This is a genomic window from Lachnospira pectinoschiza (genome assembly GCF_020564355.1).
GTDB classification, from domain to species: domain Bacteria; phylum Bacillota; class Clostridia; order Lachnospirales; family Lachnospiraceae; genus Lachnospira; species Lachnospira intestinalis.
Genome location: NZ_JAJCRR010000003.1, coordinates 337617 through 351696, shown reverse-complemented (window position 1 = coordinate 351696; position 14080 = coordinate 337617). Strand labels below are relative to the sequence as shown.

Genomic DNA, 14080 nt, shown 5'->3' with positions numbered 1-14080 from the left:
TAAAAATGAAACGTTTACCTAAATATACGCCTGCGGAAGTACGGAATGATCCATACGGATTTACTTACAAAGAAATGTCGGAAGTTATTGGCGAGAATGAAGCAAAAGCCTTATATGAAGAATTATATAAGCAATTACCACGCAAAAAAAATCTATCAATGTTGGTAAAAAATATTTGCAAAAGCAGTGATACTGAAAAGTATGTTTACGAACTGAAAGACAACAAATACATTGAAACGGTTTTTATCAAGCGGCGAGATGGTGGAACTGTTTGCGTGAGCACACAAGTCGGTTGTCCTGTTGGTTGTATTTTTTGTGAGTCCGGGCGAAATGGCTTTGTTCGTAATCTAACATCGTCAGAAATCGTACAACAGATTATATTGTTGCGTCGAAAAGTAAACCGTATCGTTTTTATGGGTATGGGAGAGCCTTTATTCAATTATGACAACTTGATAAAAGCAATCCATATTCTCCGAGATAGATATGGGCTCAACTTTCCAACCGACGGCATTACCATATCAACAGTTGGTCCGGTCGATCAATTAAAAAAATTGCGCGAGGAACATCTTAAAATTCAGTTGACAATATCTTTACACGCAGCAACACAATCTGCAAGAAATCGTATTATTCCTCACATGCGCATATATGCTATTGAAGATGTTGTTAAGCAAGCCTTATCCTATTCTGAAAGGCATAATCGCAAAATTGTCTTTGCGTATTTGCTTTTACCGGGTATAAATGACCGGCCCTCAGATGTAAGACAACTTGCAAAATGGTTTCGGGGCAAAAAAGTTATGATTAACGTGTTACAATACAACCCAACAAGCAATTCAAGAATTAAAGCACCACAGAAACGGGAAATAGTTGCATTCAAACATCAATTAGAGCAAGCAGGACTTGAAGTTACTATGAGAGTTTCTCATGGCAGAGAGATTAACGCGGCTTGTGGACAGTTAGCTAACACATATAATAAATTCAAAAAAAAATGATTAAAAGTGCCAGACGCATAGACGCAGAGCCGATAACGCATTAGGTCAAAAAACCTATGTGTTATCGGCTTTTTTATTTAATATTGCGCAAAAGCCGCTGTTCCCTATTATAGAATGGATTGCGGGTAGTGTATTAAAGTCGCCCTTTTTTAAGGATACGGCGGTATCGGGGAGGTATCGCCGTGTCCATTTTTATTTACTGTAACCCGCCTAATGCTTTGCGGTCAAAAAAAGCTATGCTCCGCAAGCGGGATATTCCGGCTATGAGTATGAACTGTCAATACATCTAAATACTTCTTACATTTCCTTTGCGCTCGTCCGCGTCTTGCGGACGGGCGCATTTTGCTTTTTTCAACTTTTTTCTGAAAAACGCACTCAAGAGCCATCTCCCGAACGGGTACGGAGCGAAAGGGGCAGAGAGGACAAGCCCTTAACTCCCGTCCTCTACTCCACGCGGGAAGGAGGTGAACTCTATGGAGCTATCTTCTTCCGACAAGGAAAGAATACAACATCAGTACGACGCATTAGCAAAGAAAACTTTGGTTGGCGAAGCGAAAAGCCACCGCCGCACTCTTGCGAAACGCGCAGCACGCGAAGTACCTTTTTCGGATTTGAGCGAAAGCGAACTCGCGCAGCTTTTCACAACGGACGAATACAAAAGCGATTATTTCCGTTTTCAAGTGTCCGGCTTTGATGTACTCGTCAAAAATGAACTGCTTGCCGAAGCCCTTAACGCTTTGCCCGAAAGGAAACGCGACATTATCCTTTTGTCCTACTTCTTGGACATGAGCGACGCGGAAATTGCTGAACTGCTGAATGTTGTACGCACGACGGTTTTCCGGCACAGGAAATCCGCGCTTGCGAAAATCAAACAGTATTTGGAGGGAAAAGCAGATGATGAATACCGTTAGGAAATCTGAAAATCTGTTGCCGTTCCCTGTCATTTCCGCAGCGGCAAACGGCGACACAACCGCCATGTGCGCGATCTTGAAGCATTACGAGGGTTACATAGCGAAACTTTGTACCCGCACGCTGAAAGACGACGCGGGCAATACCTATTCCTATGTGGACGAGGAAATGCGTAACAGGCTGCAAGTGCGCCTTATTACCCGCACCCTTGCTTTTCATGTAGGATAATCTTTTAGCCCATGCGGGGAGCGTGTCCCCTTTCCACGCTTCCCGTTATGGGCTATTTGTCGTTCCGTAACAGCACATCGGAAACGGTGTACTGTTACAGGCCGACAAAGCCTATTGTTCCTTGACAAAGAAAGCGGCCTTTGGTGCGCAGCATAACAGGCAACGGGTACATTCCGTCTGTACCGAGCCGGGCGGCGGGTACGCCATGACCGCTTTTCCCCGTTGGGGAAAAGTCGAGCGAGAACTACCGCGCCGTAAAACAAGTTTAGCAGCTTGTGGGCGACGACATACAAGGCGGCACAATGATACTCCCGCGTTGAACACCCTCAAAGTATTGCGCGGCGCACCCATAAGCATGGGCCGGGGTGAAACTCCCGTGAGGTTGCAGCTAACAACCGCCCGTTTTGCCTTTTGACGAATATAGTTTATCCATACAGGAAAAGGAGGTTTTTCTAATGGATAAAAAACAGACAATTACAACCGAACGCAAAATAGGGAAAATCACCTATCTTGTTCAAGCGTTGCCGAGTGAAAAGGCAACCGATACAATCCATAAAAAGATTGAAAAACTCATTGTAAAGGATTTGCAGAAAAAGCCCGGAAATCCGGGCTTTTTAGCGTCCGAGTAGTGCATTAGGCGGCGGGATATGGTATAATGATAGCAACACATTATACCTGTTTATTCGGCTGTCGGAAAGGAGGACTAATGTTACAGTCGAATAAAATCACCGCCCTTTACTGCCGTTTAAGTCAAGAGGATATGCAGGCCGGAGAAAGCGGAAGCATACAGCACCAAAAAATGATACTTCAACGCTATGCGGACGAACACCATTTTTTGAACACAAAGTTTTTTGTGGACGACGGATTTTCCGGCGTGAGTTTTGAGCGCGAGGGGCTGCAAGCGATGTTGCAGGAAGTGGAAGCCGGACGAGTGGCGACGGTTATTACCAAAGACCTCTCCCGTCTTGGCAGAAACTATCTGAAAACGGGCGAACTCATAGAGATTGTATTTCCCGAAAACGGAGTGCGCTATATCGCGATTAACGACGGAGTTGACACAGCGCGGGAGGATAACGAGTTTACCCCCTTGCGGAACTGGTTTAACGAGTTTTACGCCCGCGATACAAGCAAGAAAATCCGTGCAGTTAAACAGGCACAGGCGCAAAAAGGCGAGCGTGTCAACGGGGAATATCCATACGGCTATATCCCAGACCCGAACAACCGCCACCACCTTATACCCGACCCGGAAACCGCGCCGATTGTCAAACAGGTTTTCGCTATGTTTGTTAGCGGCGTGCGTATGTGCGAAATCCAAAAATGGCTTGCGGAAAACAAAGTCTTGACGATTGGAGCGTTGCGCTATCAGCGCACAGGACAGGCGCGGTATCAGCGGGCAATGATCGCCCCCTATACTTGGCCGGACAAAACGCTCTATGACATATTAGCAAGGCAGGAATATTTAGGGCATACCATAACCGCGAAAACTCACAAGGTATCCTACAAGTCGAAAAAGACCCGGAAGAACGAAGAAGAACAACGCTATTTCTTCCCAAACACCCATGAGCCGCTTGTTGACGAGGAAACCTTTGAACTTGCGCAAAAGCGGATTGCTACCCGCCACCGCCCGACAAAAGCAGCGGAGATTGATATTTTTTCCGGCTTGCTGTTTTGCGCTGGTTGCGGACATAAGATGTATTACCAACAGGGCGTAAATATCGAGCCGCGCAGGTTTTCCTATTCTTGCGGCGCATGGCGCAACAGGGCAAGGACAGGCAGCGAGTGTACCTCTCATTATATCCGCAAAAACGTACTTCTTGATTTAGTGCTGGAAGATATGCGGCGGGTTTTGCAGTATGTTAAGGAACACGAACAGGACTTTATCTGTAAAGCTACCGAGTACGGCGACATGGAAGCGAGAAAGGCATTAGCGCAGCAGCAAAAGGAACTTTCCAAAGCACAGGCGCGTATGACCGAACTTGACACGCTTTTCCGCAAGCTGTACGAGGACAACGCATTAGGCAGACTGACAGATGAACGGTTTGTGTTTCTAACTTCCGGCTACGAGGACGAAAAGAAATCCCTTGCCGCAAGGATAGACGAGTTACAACAGCAGATCGCAACCGTTACCGAGCGAAAAAGGGATATATCAAGGTTTATTCAGATTGTCGGGAAATACAGCGACATACAGGAATTGACCTATGAAAACGTCCATGAGTTTATCGACCGTATTTTGATACATGAATTAGACCGGGAAACCAACACCCGGAAAATCGAAATCCATTACAGCTTTGTCGGACAGGTTGATACCGAGCAGGAGCCGACGCAAGTTGTCAACCATGACCGCCGTAACATGGTAGATGTAAAAAGTATCGCTATCTAACCCCAGCAAAATTCGTACCCGTATAGCCATCGTCCACATAGTAGGTGGGATTTGGAAACCCGTGTTCCTTAGCGTACTTGAATAGATATTCTTTTTGATTTACGATACTGTTGCTCTCGCCTTCACGTCCATCGTCCTGACTCAGACGACAGTACAAGGCGGTGATTTCTTCCTGCTGTCTTTGCAATGCTTTCTCCTTTCCGACAGCAGACACGATAGTATGAAGTGTAGATACAGTATACCACGCCTGCGGTCAAACTTCAACGCTTTAAAGCGATAATCTTTCCGATATTTCTTAATCCTCATCATAACCCTCGGAATCAAAACTGTAATCTGCTGTGTCCCGCATGAATATCCTGCTGAGAAGCCCAAGCAAGTCCCTCCCGTCCTCTCGGAAATGTGCGGTCACTGTATATTCCGTGCCGCCGATTTTCTCGCAGAGCGTTGCCTGTTCAGGGATACGCATAAGGGGCATAATGTTTTCAGCAGGCGGCAGGGGCGGGTACACCCTATTCGGGTTTACCATTGAGATACCCTTATTTTCGTCTAAAATTTCCGTAAGTTCCTGTTCTGTCAGTCTGCTCATCGCAATGCGTCCTCCCTCTTGCGGTCTGTCCTGCCATTCTGGTTTGACCTTTGATTTTCAACCGTATCGTGGATTTGGTTCAAGCAGTCATCAATGTGGGCAGAGCGTTTTTCAATCCCGTCCGCATATTTCAGCCGCTTTCGCAGCTCCGTTATCCGTTCCGTCACCCCGTTTTTTTCTTCTCGGAGCGTTTCTTTCTCGGCGGGTGAAGCACGCCGTATCTTATTCTGCAAATGCCGCCGATAGTTGGTAAGCCTGTCCATTTCCGTCTGGTTCTTCTCCCTGTCGGCGTGCAAATCGGAGAGGGTGGAGATGTTATGCTCCGACATATAGCGTACCTGTGTGGTAATCTCATCCAGTTTCCGAAGCTCCTCTTTCATAAGCGGGCTTGTCGGCTTGTAGTCCGTGCCTTTGGGAAATATCCCCAACTGATAGCACCAATAGTAATACAACGCTAAGATTCCCCTTGTTTTCTGGTGCGGTTTCCAAGCCTTTTTATATTCTTCGGGCATATGGGGAGAGTAGGAAATCTTTGCTTTGTAGTTCCCATATCTTGCCCTTGTGCCTAAATGTGAACGGATAAAATCGGGCGTTAAGCGTTCATCAAGCGTATCTAATCTTGTGAAATGCTTATACTGCGGCAGCTTCATTTTCCAATGCCCGCCCGAAAAATCAACCTCGTAGCCTTTGTCGATTAGATACTTCATCATGTGCGGAATATCCCGACTGCCGCTGATTGCCTCCGCTAAATCTTCCAGATAGACGTTGTAGCGTGTCGGCTTGCCGCTCTTTTCATCCAGATACAGCGGTCTTGACGGTGCTTTCTTCGGGTTCTCAATCACCGATAATCCGTACTCTCTGCACAAGCGGTCTGACGTTTCCCTTAGCCGTTTCTGCTCCGATTTTGAGTAATTATATTTGCTCCCATCCAGATAGGAAACAGAGTTGAAGCAGAAGTGATTGTGGAGATGCCCCCTGTCAAGGTGGGTGACAACGATTATCTGGTACTTGTCGCCCCACATTTCCCTCGCAAGTTTTAAGCCGATTTCGTGGCATTGTTCGGGCGTTACTTCGTCTGGCTTGAAGCTCTGGTAGCCGTGCCAAGCGATATACCCGCCTGTCTTCTGGTACTGCTTTTTCGTTAGAATCATCTGCTGTAACGCTGTTTCTTTTAAACAGTTGATGGCGGAAACAAACTCTCCATTGTCCGTTTTCTGTGGATTCTTCACATAGGAGAACACGTCAAAGAAGTCCTGCATCTCCTTATTCGGCACGGTCTTTTCTGGGTTTTCCACATAAGAAATTAAGTCTTTCAACCGTCCTTCGATGTGCCAGAGGCTCGTTGCCGCCATATCAGACTGCCCCCTGTTCCGTCAATTTTTCCATGTCAAACTGCTGTGGGAGGGTATAATTCCGTTGCAGTTCCAAGATAAAATCCTCAATCTCCCTGCATATTTCATCAGCGGAAGGGGCGTAGGGGATACACTTTTTAAAGGCTACGTGTACTTCGTAAAGCGTGCCTAATAGTTCCCAAAATTCTTTCTCTGGCTGTGGCTGCGGTGCGTTTCCCCTGCATAACTGACGCATAAATTCTGCGGTGGACAGACCGCAGGCGGATGAATACTGCTTTAATTTTTCATGTTCTTCTTCGCTCAATCTAAAAGTAATGCATACTTTTTCTGATTTTTCTCTACTCATTTTTCTTAATCCTCCAGTTTTATTTTTCCTTTTATCGGGGTAGCTAGGGGTTGTCCCCTAAGTTAGTCCACACGCCTTTAGGGTGTGGATTGGATTGTGGCTGACACAATCCGATGCTCGCTATCTCTGTGGACAACTCCGCAGAGCATTTTTCTGTGTAACGGCTTTCTTAATGCCTGCCTTTACCCTCCGAAAAGGAAATCCTATGTCCTTTCCACCTCCGTTCTGGATTTTATTGCCTTTGACTTTTGGATAAATGAAAAAGCCGCCACACTGCATCACGAACGACAAGAGGATTCCCTCCCGCTCTGATTCGCAATGCTATGTAGCGGCTTTGAAATTCAAAACCCATGTCAGCCTTGCCGATTGGCTGACATTTCAATCTTATATCTATGTGCTTATTTAATTTTCAATCTTCCAATTTCCCCATTGGTATTTCAGAATACCATAGCGGCAATATGGCTGTCAAGATTTTGCACAAACTTTTTAGTATTCTCTATGGACAGGGATTTTATTCACTTATTCTAAAATTGGGTGGGAGAATTTTATCCCCCACCCAATAGCCCATAAGAAAGCATGCTGTATTAGATGACTATAAAATCTTCCGCAACTTTTTTCTAAGATGGTCTAACCGTGCATAGATAGCACCCGTCGTTAAATGCACAAGCGGGGCAATCTCTTTTGTGGAATACCCTTTCATTTTCAGCAGAACGATTTGCAGTGTACGCCTGTCCACCGTAAGTAATGCCTGATACAGATTTTCATCTTCGATTTCATCCAGTAAATCTTCAACGGTCTTTACTTCGGCTGACTGTTCCCTGTCTGCCATTCCCTCAAGGTATTCCCCGAAATCGCTTGTCCAATGGTAAAACCGCCTGTTGGAATTAAAGTCTGCCCTGTCGTCAATACGGATTTGTTCGATGGTAGCTTCATCAACTCCATGTTCCCGCAACACTTTTTCCTCGGCTTCTTTCCAGATACGCCACTTCCTGTCCTCACGTCCGTTGTTATATGCCATTCTTTTTTCCTCCAATCAATCTGAATCTTTGAAAACATAAAAATCCAGATTGAAAGGCGGCGAACGACACTTAACACCAATAATAGTCCTGCGGCACTTTCCAACCAAAAACGACAAAAGAAAAACCGCAAAGGCTTTGTGACCTTTACGGTTATGGGAAATACTAATTCTGTTGTATGGAGATTGTACTTCTACCTTCATGGTGGGAAGTACCGTTGCACTGGCAGGGATTTTTTTAACTGGCTTCCCGCCATTCCCTGATGTGCTATGTATAAATAAACTTTGCTTTATATAAGCAGATGGGCAACCGCCCGAAAAAAGGAACATAAAAACCCTCCAAATTTAAAAACAAATTCAGAGGGTAATTTAGGGTATAACAAAATAACCCACCCGAATATCGTTTTTTTTATTTGGTGAGTTTGTTCTTTCAAATACGAAACAAAAAGAGCCGATGATTCGTGAATTGTTCCACAATTTCATCGGCTCTGCGTCTTAAGCGTCTGGCTCTTTGATGACAGTTATCTTCAAGTTGTCAACTTTAATCAATCTTTCTTGTCTGCATTTTGGACAATAAAGGGGATAATTCTTCAAAACAGTGTCCTTCCTAATTTTATTACGGGTTTTGCTCCCACAAACAGGACATAATATCCATTCGCATTTCATCATAATTAGCTTCTAATCCTTTCAAATCTCATTTTATACGACTTATGCAAGCTGTTAGGCTAACTTGTGGAACATATGCCGAACCTTATCTATACGGCTATTCGGGCGGCGGGGTTGGCAAATAAGTTTACCAGTAGCTGGCTGGTATCCTTTTAACTCTGTCAAGCAGACTCCCTGCCCATTTGTGAAATAAGTTAAATCGTTCCTGTATTCTTGAATACATCTGGCAGGGATTTCTCCTTTCAGAATGACCTCGTCATTCTTTATCTGGGTACTTACAATATCTGCACAATACCTTGGGGCATCATGATACGCCCGTGAGAGATATTCCTGCGGTGCATAAGTTTCAAAGTGGAGATATGGCTCTAATAGTTCTGTCCCTGCTTTTTTTAAAGCCTGCTCCAATACGATAGGGGAAAGCAGCCGAAAGTCTGCGGGGGTACTTACAGGACTATAATACAATCCATATTCAAAACAGATTTTACAGTCTGTCACTTTCCATCCATACAGCCCCTGCCCGCAGCCATAGAGAACCCCCTCCATAACCGCATTTTGGAACGATTGGTTTAAATATCCAAGTGAAACTCTGCTTTCATACTGCACTCCGCTTCCAATAGGGAGCGGCTCTATAGACAACCCGACAGAAGCCCAGAAAGGGTTTGGCGGGACTTCTATGTGGATGGTATATTCTGCTTTTCTAAGCGGTCTTTCCATATATATAACAGTAGGCTCTTTTATTTCTGCCTCCACATGATATTTTTCCTCAAGGATGGCACAAATGACTTCCATCTGCACTTTCCCCAAAAAAGAAAGTATAATCTCATGCGTTGTAGTATCCACATAATATTTTAAAAGAGGGTCGCCATCTGAAATTTCTGTAAGTGCCCCAAGCAATATTTCCCGCTGTTCAGATTTCTTTGCTGCAATCGTTGTTTGGAGCATAGGGAGAGGATTTTCAATAAATGTTCTCTGCGGCAACAGCATTTCGTTCCCCAAAATACTGTTTAGCTGCAAAACATCATTTGGTAAAATTACAATATCACCAGAGCAGGCTGTATCGGATGAACATAATTCACCGTTTGTCGGAACACACATCTCTGTGATTTTTATTTTCTCTTTTTCAGATATTCTAATAACATCCCTCAAATGCAATGTTCCGCTATATATACGCACGTAAACAAAACGCCGCCGTTTCTCCGAATATTCAATCTTAAAAACCTGCCCGCATAGTTCAGATTGACCTTCAGGCGTTGATGAATAAAACTTACTGGCAATCACTTCTATAAGCTGCCGAATCCCAAGATTGTTTTTAGCGCTTCCGTGATAAACGGGAAATAACGTTCCGTTTTGGAATCTCCTGTTTTCTTCCTGTTCCAGTTCTGACATTTTAAACGGTTTCCCTGACATATATTTCTCTAATAGTTCATCGTTTCCCATAATTACTGCATCCCACTGTTCCATATCGTCATTGTCCGTTACATTTATATGGGGATGCTGCCCAACCTTTTGCTTCACTATAATTTCCGAAGAAAGCTTTGCTTTCATTTCCCGATATACCATTGGCAAATCAATCCCTTCTTGGTCAATTTTATTGATGAAAAAAATTGTCGGAATCTTCATTGTCTGTAGTGCATGAAACAGTATGCGGGTCTGTGCCTGTATGCCATCCTTTGCAGAAACTAATAATACTGCTCCGTCTAATACGGATAAAGAACGGTATACTTCCGCCAAAAAATCCATATGGCCTGGCGTATCTATAATGTTGACTTTTACATCCTCCCACTGAAAAGATGCCACTGCTGTCTGGATAGTGATTCCCCTTTGACGCTCCAAATTCATTGTATCTGTCCTTGTTGTGCCTTTATCTACGCTCCCTAGTTCTGCAATTGCACCACTGGTATACAATAAACTCTCCGTTAAGGTTGTCTTTCCTGCGTCAACGTGAGCCAGAATGCCTAAGTTAATTATTTTCATGTGATTTTCCTCCTATTAACACCCAAAAAAGGGCATAAAAATACCCAGTGATAAATACTCCTATCACTGGGTAAATAACTCCAATAGCCCCAAAACACTTATATGTTTTCGGGCATATAAAATTACATGATAAAAGTATTCTTAAACTGGGTACAAAAAACTAAGCCCCATATTAAAAGTGAAACGAGACTGCTACTTTTGTTCCCACTATCAAATTGACAGTTTATTTAAGAATACCTTGCCGCATATTTATTAACTCCTTGTATAAAACTGAATTTAATTATATTCCTTAACCCTTTATTTGTCAAGCTGACAAACTAAAGCAGAAAAAGCGGCAGGATTTCACCCTGCCACTAATCATCTGTTTATGCAAAAATAATTTCTTTCCCCACAATCTCCCTCGCACAAGCCCTTATGTTATTCGTTCTTCCAGTCCATTCTAAGGCGTTTTCTTCCTTTAGGCATTCCGTTATGCCCTGTGCTTGCTTCATGCCCTCTATGAGCCGTTCAAAGTGTTCCTGTGCCTGTCTGTCAATGTCGGCAAGGTAAGCATTGAGCCTGCCGCTTGTGAGAAGATTGGTGTATGTAATTTTGCGGTACTCCCGCAGATAGTCCAAGTGCCGCCGTCCGAATAAGTCTATCGACTGTTCCTTTTCGGGTGGTATGGTAAGGCAGGGTAAAATGTATTCGCCTTGCCGTTCGTATCTGCCGCCCATTTCCTCAAAGATTGATTGTACCATTTGTTTTTCCTCCAAATAAGATATTCACTCCATACTCATGTCTGCTATCATTAACACAATTTACGTTTTCTCCTTATCTGGTTTCATACATGTATTGTAATCCTACAATATCACTCTTTAAAAAATAAAAGACTTGTTTTGAATTATTTTTTATAGTATCCTATAATAGTGGTGATTTATATAATTTTAATGTTTATTTTTAAGATTCTCTAACAAACTTTTATACTATCCTATAAAACGGTCAATTTTAAAAATCACGAAATTGCAGGCTTTACAACACTTTGTAACACGATATAGGTCTGTCCGATAATCCCTCTCATATAAAAATAATCAATGCTTCATTTTTAACACAGGAAGATAAAGACATCTCCCTGTGTTTTTCTTAATAATATCCCCGCTCTTCTCGCCAGTCTTTTACATAACATCGAATTCCAATATAGACCACATATACAAGTAGTAACAGTACAATGAGGTTTATCGGAATGACAGATTTTATCCATTCGCCAAAGTAGATTACGATAGCTGTACTCATTATTGCCACCATAATGCTGATGATATCCCAACAATATTTCCGGTAGATTTTTCCCACCTGATAGCCAATCCCAATTATCAGGAATCCCGTTATAATGAATAAAATTCCCATAACAATAGCCGCGATCAGCCAGTACACAATCCCGGAAACGATACTGTTTGAGATTCCATTGCTTAACTGTCCGAAAGAATCTGCTCCTGTAACAAATTCTCGAAACAGGTTTATGATTCCTTTACCAATCGTACCGAAAAAGGTGATACAGTCGTTAAGAAAAACCGGAGAAAGGATAGCTGTGAACAGTGTAGTTGCTATGCTGTACCATGCCAACAGGAACATAAGGCTTTCATAACCTGTTGTCATTTGTTTATATTTTTTCTCCAACTGAATTTTTCGATTATCGCATTTTTCTTTTGCTTTCTGATAAGCAGTACGGTCACAGTTATCGCATTTCTCATAAGGCACTTTTTTCTCGACAGGCACCTCTACCGTCTTTTGGTGTGTCTGTGCATAGCGTTTTGCCTGCTCCGCTTTTTCGTACTTAAATTTCCATGCCACGACTTCTGCGTCGGCTCTTTTCCTGCTGTCTGTCTCGCTGGTTAATTGTTCCTCTGTTTGCTTTAATTTTGTCCGCAATGCTTCGATATTCTCGGCTCTGTTTTCGCTGTTCAATTTCTCGTTCAAGGTCAGCGATCTGTTTAGCTGCCTGTTCAGTTCCAGAATTGTCTGGTCTTTCTGATCCAGTTCGTCCTGCATCTGTTCCGTCATTGCCAGGAGTTCTTCCACCCGCCCGACGTTCTCTAAGTTTACGCATTCGTTCATCAATATCCCTCGCTTTCTCTATCTGCTGTTTAATGTCAGTAATAAGCTGTTCTCGTTGTTCAGCTTCTGCGTTAATTCCTGCCATTGCTGATTCTCGTTTTCCAACTGTTCGATTCTGACTTTTTGCTGTTCGATCTGGGAGAGCAGTTCTTCTGTATCTGGCAAAAGATTCAGAAGCCCGGATAACTCGCTGTTTAAGATCTGCAAACTCTGGTTCTGCTCCTGAAAGGACAGAAGCTGTCTGTCCCGTTCCTGTAATTCCTGTACCATCTCTGCCATAAGGTTCTGCTGTTCCTCGATCTGGTTTATCATTGACTCCATCATGGGAATGACTTCCCGGCTTTCTTCTAAGGTCATTTAACCACTCCTTCCACTGTGATAATGCACCAGATACTTTTCCGAAACTGGTCTGTATCTTTTTCAGCAGTGCATTTTGTCTTTTTATGATCTGGTTTTCCTCTACTTTCCATGAAGCTGTCTGCACCTGTCCACTCTGGAATTTCTCATCAATCTTTCTTGCATCAGCACCCTCATGGATTGTAGGGATTTCTAATTTTCCCTGTCTTGCATAGGAACGGTGGTCAATCTGTTGTTCTACTGATAAATGGTCATTACAGACTTTCGCCCATTCGCTCCGCCATAATTCACAATTCTTTGGATTGTTCCATCCGGTAGCATCGGTCAGCACCCGTTTCCATTGTTTACGGTTCCTTGCACCAACTTTCTGATTACCGTTTTCGTCCAATACCGGAATTCGGATTCCATGACGGTCAGGATTCTTTTTATCCTGCCACCAGTCCGGGTGGGATTCATCAACCACAATATTTCCGTCAGTATCTCTGACAAACTCCCAGTCTTTGACTTCTTTGTTTCCCCATGAGTGGTCGGGATTAAAGGGACGCATGGTTACAAGTAAATGCACATGCGGGTTTCCGTCGCCCTTATCGTGAATGCTCCAATCTGCACACATGCCTTTGTCCACAAAGTTTTTCTGAATATAATCTGTTGTATATTCAATTTGTTCCTGTCGATTCCATTCTTTTGGAAGTGAGAACTCAAACGATCTGCCAAGCTGTGCGTCTGAACTTTTCTCAATCTTCAAAACTTCATTCCATAAGCACTGTTTCTGAAAAGTAAGTTTGAATTTCTCCAGTACAACTTCTTTGTTGTCTGCCCTTTTATACCGGACAGATTTCTGAAACCGTTTGATATTTTCGGCAGGTACATTCTGCCATTCCTGCGGTGCATTTTCACACATCATCAAACTGGTATAAACAACTTCTCTTTTGGAAGTGTAGTAACTGATCCTGCCTGTTTCTTCATTTTTCATTACATCACCATTGAGATAGGCAGACGCTGATATGATGGATTTCCCTTTGCTGCGTCCGACAATCTTTACCGTATAATGAAAGATCGCCATGATCCGTTTCCCCCCTTTCTGCCGTACCCGGCATTGATTTCCGGCAGTTAACATTTCCTGTAAAAGAGAATGGTATCTGCCGGAACGCCCTCTGCGTAAGAGTGCTCTGTGCATAACAGCCTGC

14 protein-coding genes are annotated in these 14080 nt (G+C 43.5%); 5 read left to right on the top strand and 9 right to left on the bottom strand.

All coding sequences use genetic code 11. The features are described 5' to 3' along the window. Window positions 1–5: 5 nt before the first annotated feature. The 5 genes from rlmN (at window position 6) to LI288_RS07725 (ending at window position 4506) form a co-directional block, all read left to right on the top strand. Window positions 6–989, top strand: a complete 984-nt coding sequence (gene rlmN, locus LI288_RS07745; RefSeq protein WP_002584956.1) for a 23S rRNA (adenine(2503)-C(2))-methyltransferase RlmN — start codon at window positions 6–8, stop codon at window positions 987–989. Between the two features lie 473 nt (window positions 990–1462). Then, window positions 1463–1900 carry a sigma-70 family RNA polymerase sigma factor gene (locus tag LI288_RS07740; protein ID WP_003502131.1) on the top strand — a complete coding sequence of 146 codons (438 nt, stop codon included), beginning with the start codon at window positions 1463–1465 and terminating at the stop codon, window positions 1898–1900. Beyond that, complete coding sequence (locus tag LI288_RS07735) at window positions 1884–2126, top strand: helix-turn-helix domain-containing protein (protein WP_002604473.1); 243 nt, start codon at window positions 1884–1886, stop codon at window positions 2124–2126. Before LI288_RS07740 ends, LI288_RS07735 begins: the two co-directional genes overlap by 17 nt. Before the next feature lie 455 nt (window positions 2127–2581). Further along, window positions 2582–2755: a transposon-encoded TnpW family protein gene (locus LI288_RS07730; RefSeq protein ID WP_002604472.1), complete on the top strand. Its 174-nt coding sequence runs from the start codon at window positions 2582–2584 to the stop codon at window positions 2753–2755. A 77-nt stretch (window positions 2756–2832) separates the two neighbouring features. Then, entirely contained in the window at window positions 2833–4506 is a 1674-nt protein-coding gene (locus LI288_RS07725) for a recombinase family protein (protein WP_069989194.1), read from the top strand. Window positions 4507–4801: 295 nt separating this feature from the next. On the opposite strand, the gene LI288_RS07720 is transcribed toward LI288_RS07725, so the two are convergent. The 9 genes from LI288_RS07720 to LI288_RS07680 form a co-directional block, all read right to left on the bottom strand. Further along, window positions 4802–5092 (bottom strand): hypothetical protein, encoded by a 291-nt coding sequence (locus LI288_RS07720; RefSeq protein ID WP_033126094.1) that lies wholly within the window; start codon window positions 5090–5092, stop codon window positions 4802–4804. Next, entirely contained in the window at window positions 5089–6444 is a 1356-nt protein-coding gene (locus LI288_RS07715) for a relaxase/mobilization nuclease domain-containing protein (protein ID WP_033126095.1), read from the bottom strand. Before LI288_RS07715 ends, LI288_RS07720 begins: the two co-directional genes overlap by 4 nt. A gap of 1 nt (window position 6445) precedes the next feature. Then, complete coding sequence (locus LI288_RS07710) at window positions 6446–6790, bottom strand: plasmid mobilization protein (protein ID WP_033126096.1); 345 nt, start codon at window positions 6788–6790, stop codon at window positions 6446–6448. A gap of 592 nt (window positions 6791–7382) precedes the next feature. Beyond that, window positions 7383–7808: a sigma-70 family RNA polymerase sigma factor gene (locus LI288_RS07705; protein WP_033126097.1), complete on the bottom strand. Its 426-nt coding sequence runs from the start codon at window positions 7806–7808 to the stop codon at window positions 7383–7385. A gap of 492 nt (window positions 7809–8300) precedes the next feature. Continuing rightward, entirely contained in the window at window positions 8301–8471 is a 171-nt protein-coding gene (locus LI288_RS07700; protein ID WP_226896997.1) for a cysteine-rich KTR domain-containing protein, read from the bottom strand. A 54-nt stretch (window positions 8472–8525) separates the two neighbouring features. Further along, a complete protein-coding gene (gene tet(O) / locus LI288_RS07695) occupies window positions 8526–10445 on the bottom strand; it encodes a tetracycline resistance ribosomal protection protein Tet(O) (RefSeq protein ID WP_057491875.1) in 1920 nt (639 codons plus the stop codon). A gap of 365 nt (window positions 10446–10810) precedes the next feature. Next, window positions 10811–11185, bottom strand: coding sequence for a TnpV protein (locus tag LI288_RS07690; protein WP_057491876.1), 375 nt, complete (start codon window positions 11183–11185; stop codon window positions 10811–10813). 382 nt (window positions 11186–11567) lie between these two features. Beyond that, entirely contained in the window at window positions 11568–12272 is a 705-nt protein-coding gene (locus LI288_RS07685) for a DUF6040 family protein (protein WP_004841175.1), read from the bottom strand. Continuing rightward, window positions 12256–13956, bottom strand: a complete 1701-nt coding sequence (locus tag LI288_RS07680; RefSeq protein ID WP_055159449.1) for a MobA/MobL family protein — start codon at window positions 13954–13956, stop codon at window positions 12256–12258. Before LI288_RS07680 ends, LI288_RS07685 begins: the two co-directional genes overlap by 17 nt. Between the last annotated feature and the right edge of the window lie 124 nt (window positions 13957–14080).